This is a genomic window from bacterium (genome assembly GCA_035419245.1).
In the GTDB taxonomy this organism is placed as follows: Bacteria; Zhuqueibacterota; Zhuqueibacteria; order Residuimicrobiales; family Residuimicrobiaceae; genus JAKPUX01.
Window position 1 is genome coordinate 88,885 of the sequence record DAOLSP010000013.1, and the last position, 16,769, is coordinate 105,653.

General features: G+C 56.0%; 13 protein-coding genes. 11 read left to right on the top strand and 2 right to left on the bottom strand.

Translation table 11 applies throughout. The features are described 5' to 3' along the window. The first annotated feature begins 10 nt into the window (after window positions 1-10). Complete coding sequence (locus tag PLH32_13915) at window positions 11-1,318, top strand: M23 family metallopeptidase (protein ID HQJ65704.1); 1,308 nt, start codon at window positions 11-13, stop codon at window positions 1,316-1,318. 31 nt (window positions 1,319-1,349) lie between these two features. Here PLH32_13915 and PLH32_13920 read toward each other — a convergent pair whose 3' ends face one another. Beyond that, on the bottom strand, window positions 1,350-1,571 hold the full coding sequence (locus tag PLH32_13920; GenBank protein HQJ65705.1) for a hypothetical protein: 222 nt from the start codon (window positions 1,569-1,571) through the stop codon (window positions 1,350-1,352). Between PLH32_13920 and PLH32_13925 the strand changes: the two genes are divergently transcribed. Continuing rightward, on the top strand, window positions 1,570-2,034 hold the full coding sequence (locus PLH32_13925; protein HQJ65706.1) for a 23S rRNA (pseudouridine(1915)-N(3))-methyltransferase RlmH: 465 nt from the start codon (window positions 1,570-1,572) through the stop codon (window positions 2,032-2,034). The two genes, PLH32_13920 and PLH32_13925, sit on opposite strands and share 2 nt — an antisense overlap. Before the next feature lie 121 nt (window positions 2,035-2,155). On the opposite strand, the gene PLH32_13930 is transcribed toward PLH32_13925, so the two are convergent. Further along, window positions 2,156-2,386: a KH domain-containing protein gene (locus PLH32_13930; GenBank protein HQJ65707.1), complete on the bottom strand. Its 231-nt coding sequence runs from the start codon at window positions 2,384-2,386 to the stop codon at window positions 2,156-2,158. 320 nt (window positions 2,387-2,706) lie between these two features. On the opposite strand from PLH32_13930, the gene groES reads away from it, so the two are divergent. From groES to PLH32_13975, 9 genes are all read left to right on the top strand, one after another. Then, entirely contained in the window at window positions 2,707-2,991 is a 285-nt protein-coding gene (groES, locus tag PLH32_13935; protein ID HQJ65708.1) for a co-chaperone GroES, read from the top strand. A 48-nt stretch (window positions 2,992-3,039) separates the two neighbouring features. Further along, window positions 3,040-4,659 (top strand): chaperonin GroEL, encoded by a 1,620-nt coding sequence (gene groL, locus PLH32_13940; GenBank protein HQJ65709.1) that lies wholly within the window; start codon window positions 3,040-3,042, stop codon window positions 4,657-4,659. A 347-nt stretch (window positions 4,660-5,006) separates the two neighbouring features. Continuing rightward, window positions 5,007-5,759: an alpha/beta fold hydrolase gene (locus PLH32_13945; protein HQJ65710.1), complete on the top strand. Its 753-nt coding sequence runs from the start codon at window positions 5,007-5,009 to the stop codon at window positions 5,757-5,759. Between the two features lie 24 nt (window positions 5,760-5,783). Beyond that, window positions 5,784-6,662: a TIGR00730 family Rossman fold protein gene (locus PLH32_13950; protein HQJ65711.1), complete on the top strand. Its 879-nt coding sequence runs from the start codon at window positions 5,784-5,786 to the stop codon at window positions 6,660-6,662. After that, the gene (locus PLH32_13955; GenBank protein HQJ65712.1) at window positions 6,652-7,470 is read left to right on the top strand and encodes a polysaccharide deacetylase family protein; all 819 of its coding nucleotides are present in this window, start codon (window positions 6,652-6,654) and stop codon (window positions 7,468-7,470) included. The genes PLH32_13950 and PLH32_13955 overlap by 11 nt, the downstream gene beginning before the upstream one ends. Window positions 7,471-7,477: 7 nt before the next feature. Continuing rightward, a complete protein-coding gene (gene nagA / locus PLH32_13960) occupies window positions 7,478-8,626 on the top strand; it encodes an N-acetylglucosamine-6-phosphate deacetylase (protein ID HQJ65713.1) in 1,149 nt (382 codons plus the stop codon). A 656-nt stretch (window positions 8,627-9,282) separates the two neighbouring features. After that, entirely contained in the window at window positions 9,283-12,726 is a 3,444-nt protein-coding gene (locus PLH32_13965; GenBank protein HQJ65714.1) for a YCF48-related protein, read from the top strand. 234 nt (window positions 12,727-12,960) lie between these two features. Next, window positions 12,961-15,837: a S8 family peptidase gene (locus tag PLH32_13970; protein HQJ65715.1), complete on the top strand. Its 2,877-nt coding sequence runs from the start codon at window positions 12,961-12,963 to the stop codon at window positions 15,835-15,837. A gap of 422 nt (window positions 15,838-16,259) precedes the next feature. Next, a partial coding sequence (locus PLH32_13975) for a hypothetical protein (protein ID HQJ65716.1) occupies window positions 16,260-16,769 on the top strand: 510 nt, incomplete at its 3' end.

Below are 16,769 nucleotides of genomic sequence, written 5' to 3' on the forward strand. Positions count from 1 at the left end.
GAAGTACCCCATGAAAAAAATGCCAAGCCCCCACTCCCGGCCTTTCCTCCTCCTGCTCCTAGCCGCCGGCGCGCTCTGGAACTGCTGCCGCAAAGCGCCTGATACGCCACATACAGCAGAGCTCAAACCGCGGGAAAAGATCCTCCTGCGCAAGGAAGGGACCTTCCGCCACGGCGAGACCTTGGAGAAGGTCCTGCTCCGCGACCTTTATGATCGCGTCCTCACCCGTGAGTTGGTTACCACTTTCGCGCGGGTATTCGATGTGCGCAAGATCCGCGGCGAACGGGGCTACAGTATCCTGACCGATTCGTTGGGGACCGTTCACGGGTTCGAGTACTACCCGGAGGAGGACAAGACCATCAGGGTGGTCCGGGATTCGCTCGGGGTGCTACAGCCGCACGTGGTGCAGCTCCCTTTGATCCGCAAAATCTTCACCCTAAGCGGTGAGGTCAAGACCACCCTGTACGATGCGGTGCGGCAAATGGGCGAGAGCGATGAACTGATCATCGCCTTCAGCGACCTATTCCAGTGGGACATCGATTTTTTCGTCGATCCCCAGCCCGGGGATGAATTCCGCATGGTGTATGAGGCCGACTATGTACGCGATCCGTCCCGGCCCGACAGCCTGGGCGATTTCATACGATACGGGCGGGTCCTCTCGGGACAATATCGCTGCAGCGGGGTGTTGCGCAGCGCCATCTTTTATCAACAGGGGGAGCAGCCGGGCTATTACGACCTCGAAGGTCGCTCTTTCCAGAAAACCTTTCTAAAATCTCCGCTCAACTACCGGCGGATCAGTTCCCTCTTCAGCGGCGGCCGGCGGCATCCTATCCTCAAAATCGTACGACCGCATTACGGGGTTGATTTTGTTGCGGCTGCGGGCACACCGGTTTCCGCAGCCGCCGACGGGACAGTCCTGGAAATGGGGTATGAAGGCGGGGGCTTGGGCAATTTCATCAAGATACGGCACAAGAATCCGCGTTTTGTCACAGTGTATGGCCATCTGAGCGGTTTCGCCGCCGGTCTGACTGCCGGGAAAATGGTGGCGCAGCGCGATGTCATAGGCTACGTTGGCCGAACCGGGCTGGCCACCGGCCCGCACCTGCATTACTGTTTCTATGAGAACGGCCGCCCGGTCAATCCCCTGAAGATTAAGAACTCATCCGGCGATCCGATTCCTGCCGCGGAAATGGCGCGTTTTGAGACGGTCAAGGCCGCGCAGCTGGCCCTGCTCGCGGCGGCGCCGGTGCGGGGCAAGGCGCTGCAACCGGTGCTGGCCGGCACAGGACCGGCACCCAGGGCCATACCGCCGTTTTAGAGACGGCCATAACCTGCGGCCTCTCGCGGATCTAGAGGTTGGATTTGGGACGGCGCGACCCGAAGAGCAGGGCGCAGGGGGCGTTTTTGGTAACGATCTGCTGCAGGGCCCGGCACCAGAGGGCGGCGAAGGTGCGGCAGCTGTTGGCACCGTCGAGGTGTTCCTCGGCTGCAAAGGCGGCGTGCTCGCAGCGGAGATCGCAGAATTTGATCCGGCTGCTGCTGACGCCGGCATTTTGATGGTCTGTCGTCATGAAAATCAAGATCCTCAGCGTGGGTAAGCCTGGTGACCCCCATTATCTTGCCTTGAGCGAGACCTATCTGGGTCGCATCCGGCATTATACGCCCATCGATTATCTTCAGGTCCGCCCTGCCCGCGGGGATCTCCCGATTGGGGAAATCCGCGCGCGCGAGGCGGTTTTGCTTCTGGACAAGATTGCGCCGCAGGATTGGTGCGTGGCGCTGACCAGCACGGGGCGCATGATGGATTCCGAGTCCTTCAGCCGCGAGTTGGCGCGGCAGCAGGTGTCGGGACGGAAGACACTGCTTTTTTGCGTGGGTGGGCCTTATGGTCTCGGAGAATCGGTGCTGGAGCGGGCCAATCAGCAGTTATCGCTCTCGCGAATGACCCTGGCGCATGAATTGGCGCTCACCTTCCTGCTCGAACAGATCTACCGCGCCTTCACGATCCTGCATGGTGAGGGCTACCATAAATAAAAAGGACCGCCGATGATTATCGCACGGTCCCATCAAACCGGATGACTGCCGCTTCACGCCTGTACCGTGCTGATAGTGGTACGGGCTTGCCCCCTCGGCAATTTTCTTGTTTATTGAAAAACTACTCCAGGATTTCGAGGGTCGCGTGTTTGCCCGCTTTGCGCGAAACCGCGCTTAAAAGCACACGGATGGCATGGGCCGTCCGGCCATTCTTACCGATAACCTTCCCCATATCGGGCTGGGAGACGCGGAGTTCGTAGACCACCGTGGTTTCGCCGAATACCTCGGAGACCTTGACCTCGTCCGGATTATCGACCAAATGCTTGACGATGTACTCGACAAATTCTTTCATCCAGTCGCCCCTTCCTGCAAGCTAAATGCGTAGATCAGACCGTGGATTGGGTGCTGCTGCCTTCTTTTGTTGCGTAAAATGCAAAGAACGATTGAATTTACCTCAATTTAAATATATCTACTGGCATGGCCAATGTCAAGCGAAAAATAGCCGGAAATGTATTCTACATCAGCGGACAGGAAGGGACGGCGCGCAGGGGAATAAAAAAAGCTTGACTGGGATTATAAAAAGTGTAAATTATAGTTTGTTAGCACTCGACTCAGGTGAGTGCTAACAAGGATAAGTAATAATAATCAATTAATCGTATTGGAGGCTATCATATGACCATCAAACCGTTAGCCGATCGCGTGGTCGTCAAGCCGGTCGAAGAGCAAGAGGTCAAGCAGGGCAGCATCATTATCCCCGACACGGCGAAAGAGAAGCCGATGCAGGGCACCATTGTTGCCGTTGGTCCGGGCAAGATTTCGGAAAACGGCGCCAAAATCGAGATGAGCGTGAAGGTGGGTGACAAGGTGCTCTATGGCAAGTACAGCGGCACCGAGGTGACCATCGACAAGGAAGAGTATCTGATCATGCGCGAAAGCGACATTTTCGCCATTATTTAATCAAGCTACCCGATAGCATCAGCCATCTTATCAGGAGGTTTTAACCATATGGCAAAGATTATTGAATTTAATGTAGAAGCGCGCAACGCCATGAAGGTCGGTGTCGACAAGCTGGCCAAAGCGGTTGGCGCAACCCTCGGTCCCAAAGGCCGCAATGTCGTGATTGACAAAAAATTCGGCGCTCCCACCGTGACCAAGGACGGTGTGACGGTAGCCAAAGAGGTTGAGCTCGAGGATCCCTTGGAAAACATGGGCGCCCAGATGGTACGCGAAGTCGCTTCCAAGACCAGCGATGTCGCCGGTGACGGCACCACGACGGCGACGGTCCTGGCGCAGGCGATCGTGCGTGAAGGTTTGAAGAATGTCACCGCCGGCTCCAATCCGATGGCCCTGAAACGCGGCATCGAGAAGGGCGTCAAGACGGTTGTCGAGGAGTTGCGCAAGTTGAGCAAGCCGATCCCCGGTAAGACCGAAATCGCCCAGGTTGGCGCCATCTCCGCCAACAACGACAAGGCCATCGGCGAACTGATCGCGGATGCCATGGAGAAGGTGGGTAAAGACGGCGTCATCACCGTCGAGGAAGCCAAAAGCACCGATACCAGCCTCGAGGTAGTCGAGGGCATGCAGTTCGACCGCGGCTATATCTCTCCCTATTTTGTGACCAATCCGGACACCATGGAAGCGGTCCTTGAAGAGGTCATGGTGCTCATCTATGACAAGAAGATCAGCGCCATGAAGGATCTCCTCCCGATCCTGGAAAAAGTGGCCCAGACCGGGCGTCCGATGCTGATTATTGCTGAAGATATTGAAGGCGAGGCCCTGGCTACCCTCGTGGTCAATAAGATTCGCGGCACGCTGCGCATCGCCGCCGTCAAGGCCCCGGGTTTCGGCGATCGCCGCAAGGCCATGCTCGAAGATATCGCCGTCCTCACCGGAGGTCGCGTGATCTCCGAGGAGGCCGGTTTCAAACTCGAGAATACCACCATGAGCGATCTCGGCAAAGCCAAGCGCATTACGATCGACAAAGACAACACCACCATCGTCGAGGGTGCCGGCAAAACCGAGGACATCAAGGGTCGCATCGCCCAGATCAAGAAGCAGATTGAGACCTCGACCTCCGATTACGACAAGGAGAAACTGCAGGAACGCCTGGCCAAACTGGCCGGCGGCGTTGCGGTCCTCCAGGTCGGTGCAGCCACCGAGGTTGAGATGAAGGAGAAAAAGGCCCGCGTCGAGGATGCCCTGCACGCCACCCGTGCGGCCGTTGAGGAAGGTATCGTACCCGGCGGCGGTATCGCCTATCTGCGCGCTCTGCCGGCGCTGGACAAGCTTCAGGTCAATGGGGATGAGAAGATCGGCGTTGCCATCCTGCGCCGCGCCCTGGAAGAGCCCATTCGCCTGATTTCCGAGAATGCCGGCTGGGAAGGCTCGATCGTGGTTCAGAAAGTACGCGAGACCGACGGAGCCTTCGGCTTCAATGCCGAGAGCGAGACCTTCGAGGATCTCTACAAGGCCGGCGTCATCGACCCGACCAAGGTGTCGCGGATTGCTTTGGAAAATGCCGCCTCGGTGGCGAGCCTTTTCCTGATGACCGAGTGTGCTATCGCGGAAAAACCGGAGCCAAAACCGGCTACCCCGCCGATGCCTCCCGGCTCCGATATGTACTAATATTCACCAAGCCCCCGCAAGGGGGCTTTTTTTTACGCAAAAACGGCCGCGGCAGGGACACTTTAAGACCTGCCCTTGCCGGCTGGTCATTTTTTGGCCAATTTTGGCTCTTACCAAGAAATCACTTGACTTTGAGTTCAATATTCTTAACTTAATAGTGTGCCGAAAGGCACAGTGTCGGGTGTGGGTAGTGATGTGTAGTGATGGGACAACACCCTTTATAGCGCTGACGTCATGTCAGCGCTATTTTTTTCGTCACGCCGACCCGCTGCGATCATCTCCGGTGATGGTGCATGCGGCCACGAGGGTGCAGTCAGACAACCCAACTCTTTTCCAGGATCCCATCCATGCACAAATCGCCACCTGAAATTCCCGTTACCTTCCTCAGCCAGGAGTCCCAGATCGTCGGCATGCTGCACCAGGGAAAAGGGGCCCGCCTGGTCATCCTTTGCCATGGCTTTCTGAGTTCTAAAAACGACTGCCGGCGGCTCTTTGTCGAGACGGCGCGGGCTTTCGCTGCTGAGGGCCTTGATGCCCTGCGTTTTGATTTTTACGGATCGGGCGACAGCGCCGGCGCCTTTTGTGATTCCCTGGTCAGCCGCTACATCGCCAATCTACGCGACGCAATCGAGTGGGGCCGCCGCCATGGCTATGACCAGATTGCCGTGCTGGGGCTGAGCATGGGCGGCGCCGTTGCCATCCTCACCCTGGCGGAGACCCCGGCCGATGCCCTGATCACCTGGTCGGCTGTTCCCGACATGCAGCAAACCTTCCTCAGCTATGTCGGCAATCTCGACGAAATCGCCACCCAGGTGGAGGAGTATGTCCATGACGGCTGGGTGATCCGCAGAAATTTCTGGGAAGAGGCGCTGCGTTACGACATCAAGGCGGCCCTGAGCCGGATCACCGTGCCCAAATTCATCGTCCAGGGAACCGGTGATGCCCCGGTCTTCGTCGAGGGATTCGCCGCATTCCGCGACCTGGTCCAACCCCCGGCTGATTTTATGGAAATTCCCGCAGCCAGCCATACCTTCAGCCTCCCGGCCCACCGTCATCAGGTCATCCGGCAGAGTCTGATCTGGCTCAAACGCAACCTTTAATCCGCTCCATATCCGAGGTCATCCATGCCTGAAAATGATAGAAAAAACCACAAACACCTTTCCCTCAAGCCGCTTCCCGTCAAGGCCTATGCCAATGAAGAGTTTTTAAACAGCGCCGATGCCCGGACCATTCGCATCCTCGCTGAATATCTGGAACCCCAAATGCGCTTGCGCCGCAGGCATATCAAGAATACCGTGGTCTTTTACGGCTCGGCGCGGGTTCTTCCCCTCGATGTCGCACAAAAGCAGCTCAAAGGTGTACTGGCCCAGTCGCAGCGCAACGGCAGTGCCGCCGAGGAATTCCAGCGGGAATTCGATAAAGCCAGCCATGCCGTTAAACTGGCCCATTATTACGAGGCCGCGCGTGAACTGGCCTTCAAGCTCACCGAATGGTCGGCCACCCTCAGCGCCCGCGAGCGCTTCATCGTCTGCTCCGGCGGCGGCCCCGGCATCATGGAGGCCGCTAACCGTGGCGCCACCGAAGCGGGCGGTCTCACCATCGGTATGAATATCAGCCTGCCCTTTGAACAAGAACCCAATCCCTACATCAGCGAAGACCTCTCTTTTGAATTCCACTACTTTTTCATGCGCAAATTCTGGTTCGTCTATCTGGCCAAGGCCCTGGTGGTCTTCCCTGGCGGCTTCGGCACCATGGACGAGCTCTTCGAACTGCTGACCCTGGTTCAGACCGGCAAGATCCACAAGACCCTCTGTATTGTCATGTTTGGCAGCGAATACTGGGATGAGGTGCTGAACTTTGACCGGATGGTCGATTGGGGGGTGGTCTCGCCCGATGACCTGGAGCTTTTTCACAAGGTGGACAATGTGGAGACGGCCTTTCAGACCCTGAAGAGTCATTTCGAGACGCACTTCCTGCGTGCAGGCGCGCATAATGGATATTGAGCACCGGCGCAGGGTTGTGGCGGTTACGCGCCGGGTTCGGATCTTCGCCGGGGTGTTGCTTCTCGCCTTGTTCGATTGCAAACCGGCGCCGCCGGCCTCCCTCCGCGATCATGGCGCCCTCATCCGCGGCGATACCGGCCGGCGCGCGCTGGCCCTGATTTTCACCGGCGGTGATTTCGCCGACGGCGGCCCCTTCATCCGCCAGACTCTGGCGGACAAAGGGATTCAGGCGGGTTTTTTTTTCACCGGGGATTTCTACCGTGATCCCGCCAAATCGGAACTTATCCGGGCGCTGATCCGTGACGGCCATTATCTTGGCCCCCACTCCGACCAGCATCTGCTCTACGCTGCATGGGAAAAGCGGGATTCCTCCCTGGTGACGCGGGAGCAGTTCACCGCGGATCTCCTGGCCAATTATGCCGCCATGGCGCCCTTCGGATTGCCCAACTACCCGGAGCGTTATTTCATCCCCCCTTATGAATGGTACAACCGCGAGCAGGTGGCCTGGGCTGCTGCCGCAGGGATCACCCTCTTCAATTTTACCCCCGGCACGTCATCCAACGCCGACTATACCACGCCGGAGATGCGGGGATACCGTTCTTCCCAGGCTATTTGGGAGGCTATCCTGGCGTATGAAAAGAGGGATCCGCACGGACTGAACGGCTTCATTCTGCTGATACATGTCGGCACCGATCCGCGCCGGACCGACAAGTTCTATCTGCGTCTCGGTGATCTGATCGATCTGCTGCGTCGCAAGGGCTATTCCTTTCAGCGGATTGATGCATTGCTCAGGCGCGCCAACCGATGAGGAGGCTATGAGCAGCCGCTATGATCTGATTCTGAAAGACGTGCGCTTGCTGGAACGCAGCGCCGCAACGGACCTCGCCATCCGCAATGGACGCATCGAAGCGATCGGCCGCATGCCCGGAGATGCCCGCCGGATTCTCGATACCGGCGGCCTGCGCGTTATCCCTGGCTTTATCGATCTGCACATCCAGGGCGCTGGTGGAGCGGATGTTCTCGATGCAACTCCTGAAGCCCTGCAAACCATGGCCCGGTCGCTTGCCCGCTTGGGTACCACCGGTTTTCTCGCCACCACCGTGATTTTTCCGGAGGGCGAGAACCGCCATCTCCGCCTGGCAGCGGAGGCGCTGGGACGAAACCTCGGCGGCGCTCAACTGCTGGGCATCCATCTCGAGGGTCCCTATATCAATCCGGTCAAGAAGGGCGGGCTTGAGCCGCGCTGTATCTTTGCGCCCGCGGTGCGCTCGTTGGATACAGTGCTAAAAAGCTGTGGCGGTGCTCTGAGGATGATGACCCTTGCGCCGGAGATACCCGGGTGTCTCGATCTCATCCGCGCCCTGCGTGCAAACGGGGTGGTGCCCGCCCTGGGCCACACCAATGCAACCTATGAACAGGCCGCGGCGGGGCTGGAGGCCGGCATCTCGCATGTCACGCATATTTACAACGCCATGCCTGGATTGAGCCATCGGGCGCCCGGCCCGCTCCTGGCCATCTTCGAGAACCCGGATGTCACCGCCCAAATCATCAGTGACGGCGTGCATGCCCATCCCGGCATGGTGCGCCTGCTTAGCCGGATCATCGGTTTGGAGCGCTGTGTGCCCATCACCGACGGAGTCCAAGCGATGGGACTGCCCGAAGGCCGCTATCTCTACAACGGCCGCGAATATGAATCGCGCGAAGGCACGGCGCACTACCTCGATGGAACGCTGATTGGCTCGGCGCTCGGACTGGCTGAAGTGACCTGGCGTTTCCAGAAATTCACCGGTTGCACGGCCCTCCAGGCGGTGGCTGCAGCAACTCATCAGGCGGCGCAGGTGATCGGCCTGGGCGAATGCAAGGGCCGCATCGCCCCGGGCTATGATGCCGATCTGGTCATCCTTGATGAAGCGCGTTCGGTGGTCATGACGATGGTCGGTGGCGAGATCGTCTGGCAAAATTAGGACAGTCAGGACGGCCCCGAACGAGTCAGCAGTGCCGGATAAAGAAACAGATCCGCATCCTGATAAAAAACAAGGATCCAGCGGATTCGGGCTTTACCATGCGGGAAGTATGGCTATTCTCTTCTTGTCGTTATGTCTCGACGCTTGCCCCTCCTCTTTGCTCCCGCTATACAGCTCGATCCCCCTTTTCTGCTTGTCTGCTTGCAGCCGGTGGCTTTTCCCTGCTAAGAGTCAGAGAGCGTGCTATATTTTATAGAATAGTGTACGATTGTTAAAAATTGTCTTGACAAAATAGTTAATATTGGCTAAATTTCGTTAGTTAGGCATCAATCCCAAGGGGACCTTCCTATCTGTGCCGAATAATATCTGCATCGATACGGCGCTGCCCAGGTTATCTCTATACATTAAAAAGTACGAATACGGCATCAAGCCAATCGAATTTTATTATAGTTAGTCTTACTCAACTGCCATTTTGGAAGATGATCTGCCCTATTTAAGGTGAACAGGTCGTCGTTCAGTCATCTTCGACGGACTCCTCAGAGATCATGGGATGCTGACGGGCTGGGTGGTAGGGTGCTGATGTCTGCAGTTGTATGCGATATCATCATCCCCTCTTTGTTATGCAACTTAGTAATTAGGCATAAAGGGGTAACGCCATGAAAATTGCCGGTCGATCCATCATTATCCTACTGTTTATCCTATCTTTGCACACTTCTTTCGCAGCGATTACGGTTCTCACCCCGAATGGGAATGAGCAATGGCGTTCAGGAACCGCCAAGAAGATCACTTGGACTACCCCTGAAACCACGACGGTCAGGCTGGAGTACCAGACCAGCCAAGGCGGAGTCTGGAACCTAATCGCGACCTCCATTCCCTCCCAGAATCTGAGTTATTCCTGGATTGTACCGGTTCTTGAAAGTACGGCTTGCCGCGTCAAGGTGACCAACCTTGCCAATGAGGCCGATTTCGATCAAAGTGATACAACCTTCACGATCACCCAGGTGGTTCAGACCGTGGAGACCGAATCCAACAATTTGGCGTCTGTGGGCAACTGGATCGAATACGGTGATTCGCTGTTTGCAACGATCGATCCTCTGGGGGATGTGGATTACTACCGCTTCTGGGGAGCGGTGAACGACACGGTGGAAATCTGGGGGCATCAACGCAACAATTCCGGCCTCGGGGCCCGTATCTCGCTGTTTCGGGCTGATGGCGCACGCTTGACGACCAATAACGGCTATGTCAATCCGCCGTATGATCAACGGATTGTGTGGATTCTGCAACAGAGTGGCGTCTATTATGTTCGCTATTCCGAAACCTCCAACTGGGGTGTCTTCCCCAACCGCGAGTTAGTCGAGAGGCTGGAGCAGGATCAATGGTTGAAAATGGGCAAGGATCTGGCTAAAATTCAGTGGGACTCGACCGGCGATTATACGATTGGTTTGCGCAAGCTGCAGCCGGGCGGTCCGGTGATCCTTCAAGCCGGTGGTTTCGATTACTGGTGGAATGCGGCCCGCTTTCATGGGTATATCGACACCGGAGGTTTACCCACAACGGTCCGATTCGAGTACGGACTTGACAGTAACTTTGACTCTTTTATCTTGCCGGTGGGAGGGCCTTTCGTCAGCGCAGCGCCCATCTGGATCGAATCGCCCATCGTTACCAACCTGCTATCGAGCACCTTTTATTACATGCGCATTCAAGCCACCAATGCACTAGGAACATCCATCTCCTCCCCCTTCCAGTTTAGTACGGTTGCGCCTGCGGAAGGATGGGAAAGGAAGATATCCGGCTTTTACCGGACATTTGCCGATGTCCAGTTTGTCAACAGTACCACCGGCATCATCGCCGGGGACAGCCTGTTGATTCGCACGACGGATGGCGGCACAACCTGGACCTCCGTTTACCCGGGCACGAACTGGATGTTTATGCATGGGCTCTCGTTCCCGGATTCACTCACGGGTTATGCTTTCGGCAGCTACGATCACATCCTCAAGACGACCAACGGAGGGTTGACCTGGTCTTTCTGCTCCACCGGCTCCGGTTACTACCTGAAGAACGGCTTTTTTATCACGGCCCAGGTTGGCTGGGCCATCGGTGATGGCGGTGGTATCTTTAAAACTGTCGATGGCGGATCCAGCTGGACACCCCAAAACAGCGGGACCACCAGACAACTAATGGGGATCGATTTCATCAATCCGGATACAGGCATGGTGGTGGGAGATAATATCATTCTTCGGACCATCAATGGCGGCACAACCTGGACGACGATCACCACAAGCCGCTCAACGGTCTTTAGAAGCATTGCCTTTGCCTCGCCCCTGGTCGGCGTGATCGCCGGTGATGAACCCTATCTGCTGAGGACAGCGGACGGCGGACTCACCTGGACCCCGATCACCCTTACCACCTGGCCGGACCTGGATATGTATGATGTATACTTTTATAATGAGACAGCGGGAATTGCCGTCGGTTGGATGGGATCGATTTACCGCACCACGGATGGCGGCTTGACCTGGACGGCTCAGACAAGCGGCACGGTGAACAATCTCTTTGCTCTCAGCCATGCCGGCACCTATACGACCATCGTCGGGCGCAGCAGTGCCATCTTGCACAGTGTCGACTATTTATCGCTGCAGTCCCCGAATGGTGGGGAATCCTGGGGGGCCGGCACAACTCACAACATCTCCTGGTGGAGTGATCTCAGCGGCGAACTGCTCCTGCAGTACCGCACCAGCGCCGGAGACAGCTGGACCACGATTGCCTCGGGCATCCCAATATCTTCGGGAAGCTATGCCTGGACCCTTCCGGCCGTCAACAGTGACAGCTGCCGGGTGAGGATTTCGACCCTGCCGAGCGGGACTTTTGCGGATATCAGTGAAAATGTTTTCTCTATCCATCCGACCAGCGTGCAACAGACCATCCTCCTTTCCGCCGGCTGGAACATGATATCTTCCTATATCAATCCGCCGGACTCCACACTCCCCACGCTGCTGTTGGGGCCGCTGGGGAGCCATCTGACCATTGCCAAGAATAACAGCGGACAAGTGTACTGGCCAGCCTATAACATCAATACCATTGGCAAATGGAACCCGCTGCAGGGATACAAATGCTACCTTACCACTTTGGATACACTCATCTTTTCCGGCGTCCAACTGGCGCCGGAATCTACACCGATTAACATGACCCTTGGCTGGAATACGGTGGCTTATCTGCGCAGCACTGCACTCACCGCCCCGACTGCCCTGGCCTCGATCTCCAGCTATCTGACGATTGCCAAGAACATGGCCGGACAGGTTTACTGGCCCCTTTATAACATCAATACCATCGGCAACATGCAGCCCGGCCAGGGGTATCAGGCCTATGTAACCAGTGCGTGCACCCTCACCTATCCCGCCAATGGCCTTGGGCTGGGAAAGGGAGTGGCGGCCGGAACGGTGCCCAAATCTCCGCAGCATTTCAAGGTAGCGAACCAGGAAACTGGCAGCAGTGCGATCTTGCTGGTCCGGGCCGCCTCGCTGCAAGATGACGATGAAGTAGCGGCTTTCGGCCCGGAAGGCCAGTGCCTGGGCGCCGGCGTGGCGCGCGGCGGACAGGCCCTGGTGATCATCTGGGGAGATGATGATCAGACCAAAGCTATCGATGGCGCCAGAAATGGAGACCCCTTGAAGCTGGTCTTCTGGTCACTGCGTGGCGGTATGGAACGGCCATTGGCAATCGCCGCTCTGGCGGATGGCTTGAATGGAACGCTTCTGCCAGCTGATCTTACCTTTCAAAGTGATGCCATCCAGGTTGCTGATATAGCTGATCTCGCGCTTCTGCCCCGAGATTATGCCTTGAAGCAGAATTTTCCCAATCCTTTCAATCCCAGTACCAGCCTCCGCTTTGAACTGCCGCTGGATAGCAAGGTGCAACTGGTAATTTTTAACCTGCGCGGTCAGGCGATCCGTACCCTTGTAGAAGGCGAGAAAAAAGCCGGTTATCATGAGGTGGTCTGGGATGGCCGGGATCAGGAGGGTCTGAAAGTGGCCAGCGGTCTCTATCTGGTGCGTCTCGAAGCGGGTGGGTTCCGTCAAGTGATAAAAATGTCCTTTATCAAGTGATGGGCTTTGCTATGCGAGCTGCCCTGAAGGGCGGGAAGATTGTGGTGGTTGTTCATGCGATGCAGTAGAAAAACAGCACGGACGGTTCTCCTTCTTCTTTTCACCCTCGTTCCCGGTCGGGCTCTAAGCGGGCAGCAGGTGCAGAATTCGGAAGGGATTGTTGCCGGCCGCATTGTTATCAAATGCAGGGACGACCGCATCGCTGTGAATATGAGTCCGGAACTTCTTTTAAGCATGTTAGGACCGCAGGTGCGCAACCGCGGTCTGGTTCGACTTGGAAAACGGGAAATCAAAGGACTGCAAGTGGCCAATCCAGCCAAATCATCGTTGCGAATGGGCCGGATATACTGGGGATACCTTTCCGCGGCGGCTGAACGGGAGCGGATTCTGGCCTTGCTCAGGCGCCATCCTTTGATTGAATACGCAGAACCTATTTATTATCATAGCCTTGATGCCGCACCAAATGATTCGCTTTACGCGCGTCAGACCAATCTCCCGGTCATCAACCTGGCAAATGCGTGGGATGTGGTCCGGGGAGAGCAGGGTTCGACCGTCCTGGCCATCGTCGATGGGGGCACAGAAATCAGCCATCAGGACCTGCGCGACAATCTCTGGGTTAATCGCGCCGAGATTCCTGGCAACCACACGGACGATGATGGCAATGGGTTTATTGATGATATCCATGGTTGGAATTTCGCAAACAACAGCGGGGATCCCACTGGACTCGTCAGTCAGCCCGATTTTGCCAATCACGGCACACATACCGCCGGGATTGCCGATGCCGTGGCCAACAACAGCCATGGAATTGCCGGGGCAGCCTGGAACTGTAAGCTGATGGCCATTAACGCGGCTGATCCCTATGGGGAGGGTATCGCCTTCGGCTATGACGGAATACTCTATGCTGCTGAGAATGGTGCCCGCATCATCAACTGTAGTTGGGGACGTAGCGGATCGGCCTCCGCCTTTGAACAGGATGTGATCAATTATGTCAGCGAACTGGGGGCGATCATCGTCGCTTCGGCAGGGAATGCCAACTCCACTGCAGCCAATTACCCCGCCTGTTACGACAAGGTTTTCTCCGTCGCTGCGACCAATGACTACGATATAAAGGCGTCTTTCAGCAGCTACGGGAACTGGGTCGATGTCAGCGCGCCGGGCATGCAGGTTTTCAGCACCATTAGCCGCAACACTTACGCCCGGTATAGTGGAACCTCGATGGCGGCACCCCTCGTGGCGGGGGTGATCGCCCTGGTCAAGACGAAAAATCCGGGCTGGTCGGGACTGCAGTGCGCTGAACAGGTCCGAGTGACCTCCGATCCGATCGACCAATTGAACAGCACGTATGCTGGATTGCTTGGGAAAGGGCGGATTAATGCGTTCAACAGCGTGACGGTTAATTCACCAGCCATCCGGATCGTCGCAGTAGATTTCTCAAGTGATGACGGGGATACCCAGTTCCGGCCGGGCGAAAGCGGCAGAATCTATCTGACGCTGACAAACTTTCTTACACCCTCGGGCCCTGTTTCGCTCAGATTGAGCAGCAATTCCGCTTATCTGACGCTGACAAGGGGCGAGGTGGGGATGGCTGGGCTAGGCACGATGGAATCGGCAACCCAGTCGATCCCTTTCGAGTTCTCTCTTGCCGAGACGGCGCCGGCGAATCATGTCGTAACCTTCGATCTGGACCTGAATGCCGGAATCTATACAGACAGGGATCATTTTGCCTTGACGGTTTCGGAAAATTTCCTTATGCTCGGAATCAACCAGATAACGACCTCGGTGACCCCGATCGGGCGCATTGGATTTGCCCAGCCGTCAAAAGCTTCAGGCGGTTCCGGATTTCACTATCAGCAAGGCGCGAATCTGATCTATGAGGGCTCGATCATTGCCGGGACTTCACCCTCGCGGATTTCAAGCTCTTCCCGCAGCATGACTACAGTGCCTGATCAAGACTTCATCCAGGCCAGCGGCACTTCTCTCTCTCTCCTGCATCCGGGGCCGATTATGGATGAAGAAAGTCTCATTTACATGCAAGACCAGAATGCCGGCCATCCTATGAATATTCTAGTCAAGCAGCATACTCTGGCTTCCAGCACAAACCGCTATGAAGATTTCATCCTCCTGCACTATGAAATAACCAACCAGGGTTCGACGGCGCTGAATCCGTTTCATTTTGGCCTCTTCTTTGATTGGGATGTGGACCAAGAGCATTATGACACCGATCAGGCGGCCTATGACGCCATCCGGCGGTTGGGTTATATTTATAACATCACTGGAAATCCGTCGACTTTTGTGGGATGTGCCCTGCTTTCATCGAAATCCGTTTCCTATCGCGCCATTCTGAACGATGAAACCGCCGCCGGCAATCCGGGCTGGGGCATCTATGACGGATTCAGCGATGCCGAGAAATGGGATGCGATCAGCAACGGCACTGCTATCTGCCAGGCTGGGGTCGGGGATGTCTCGCAGGTCCTCGCCGCCGGCCCCTTCCAGATTGCTCCACAAGCGACGATTACCCTGGACTTTGCACTGGTTGCAGGCGTGAACCTCGCCCAATTGCAAAAACATACGGATCAAGCGCGAGCCTTCTATAGACGCTATCTTAGCAGCAAGCCCGATTCAGCCCGGCTGCATCCTGGTAAAGGATGGAATCTGATCTCCAGCTGGGTGGCCCCCTCCGACAGCCTTTTGAGCCACCTCCTGGCGCCGGTTGGGTCTAACCTGGTCCTGTTCAAGGATGGTAACGGCAATAGCTTCTGGCCGGCCTACCAGATCGACATGCTTCACTTTTGGGACTGGCGAAAGGGATATTGGATCTATTTGACGGATCCTGTCGATTTGACCTTGACAGGCCTGGCCATTACCGGTGATGATGCTGCGGTTTCGCTTAAAAACGGCTGGAACCTGATTTCATGTCTCAGCGATACCGCTATGGCTGTAGAAACAGCCTTCAGCAGTATCAGAGATGTAGTCGTTCTGGTGAAGGATGGACAGGGCAAAGTCTATTGGCCGGCGTACGGAATCAACACAATCGGGGTGATGCAACCTGGATCGGGTTACTATGTCTATCTGCGAGAACCGGCGACCATGTACTGGCTGCAGCAGCCCTGATAAAATACATTCCTATCCTGCAAAACCTCGAACGGCTTTATTATCAGGTCTCGTCAGGATAAAAGTTATTGTGATAATGGGATTACAATACAAAAATATTGACCTTTTCATGTCGTTTAAATTCCTGAATGGTTTTATTTTCATGAGGATATTCGCCGACAGGTGCTATGGTGTGTAAGGTTTTCTTGCGTTTGAAAACTTGGGGCTTTTCTCTCTTGGGTTGGGGCAGCACGGTTGATCTGACGGAATAGTCGGATTAGGCATACTATCTCTCAGTTCTCTTTTCCGTTATCATTGTTGAGACAACAGGAATCGCAGATAACCCGTTCTCTGGGGCAAAACCTCGGCAGGAACGGGTCGAGCGTACCCTTCAATCCGTAAGACAACCTAATTGCTTTATTAACAAATGGAAGGAGTGAGTCATGCATCTCGGCAAGTTGAAATTGCTGGTCATCGCGGTGCTGGCCTTCTCGGCGCTGGCTTCCGCGCAGAGTCATTTCAGCTTTACGACCACCTCCAACAACATGACCGTGATATTCACTTCACCGCCGACGCTCAACGGGGTAGCCCTGGTCGCCGGCGATGAGGTTGGTGCCTTCAAATCCGATGGCACTACCTGTGTAGGTGCCATGGCATGGAGTAACGATCCGAGCCAGTGGCAAATTGCTGTTATGGGGAAAGATACCTCGCCGATAGTGCTGCCGGGGATGGATACCGGTGAAACCGTGCGCTGGAAGGTCTGGCGGGCCAGCGTAAATCTGGAGGGTGAAGGTACACCGAGTTTTGCACTGGGTAATGGCACCTATACGGCGAACGACATGCAGGTCATTTCTTCTTTAGCTGCTACGGCTGCGGTCAGCTATACTTTAACTGCTAACAATGACGGTCACGGGACGGTGACGCTGAATCCTGCGGGCGGGACCTATGCCTCG

Bases quoted from the DNA above. Each gene is read 5' to 3' on its own strand.
- PLH32_13930 (HQJ65707.1), bottom strand. From the start codon at position 2,386: ATGAAAGAATTTGTCGAGTACATCGTCAAGCATTTGGTCGATAATCCG.
- nagA (HQJ65713.1), top strand. From the start codon at position 7,478: ATGAGCAGCCGCTATGATCTGATTCTGAAAGACGTGCGCTTGCTGGAA.
- PLH32_13925 (HQJ65706.1), top strand. From the start codon at position 1,570: ATGAAAATCAAGATCCTCAGCGTGGGTAAGCCTGGTGACCCCCATTAT.
- PLH32_13920 (HQJ65705.1), bottom strand. From the start codon at position 1,571: ATGACGACAGACCATCAAAATGCCGGCGTCAGCAGCAGCCGGATCAAA.
- PLH32_13915 (HQJ65704.1), top strand. From the start codon at position 11: ATGAAAAAAATGCCAAGCCCCCACTCCCGGCCTTTCCTCCTCCTGCTC.
- groL (HQJ65709.1), top strand. From the start codon at position 3,040: ATGGCAAAGATTATTGAATTTAATGTAGAAGCGCGCAACGCCATGAAG.
- PLH32_13950 (HQJ65711.1), top strand. From the start codon at position 5,784: ATGCCTGAAAATGATAGAAAAAACCACAAACACCTTTCCCTCAAGCCG.
- PLH32_13945 (HQJ65710.1), top strand. From the start codon at position 5,007: ATGCACAAATCGCCACCTGAAATTCCCGTTACCTTCCTCAGCCAGGAG.
- PLH32_13965 (HQJ65714.1), top strand. From the start codon at position 9,283: ATGAAAATTGCCGGTCGATCCATCATTATCCTACTGTTTATCCTATCT.
- PLH32_13970 (HQJ65715.1), top strand. From the start codon at position 12,961: ATGTTAGGACCGCAGGTGCGCAACCGCGGTCTGGTTCGACTTGGAAAA.
- groES (HQJ65708.1), top strand. From the start codon at position 2,707: ATGACCATCAAACCGTTAGCCGATCGCGTGGTCGTCAAGCCGGTCGAA.
- PLH32_13955 (HQJ65712.1), top strand. From the start codon at position 6,652: ATGGATATTGAGCACCGGCGCAGGGTTGTGGCGGTTACGCGCCGGGTT.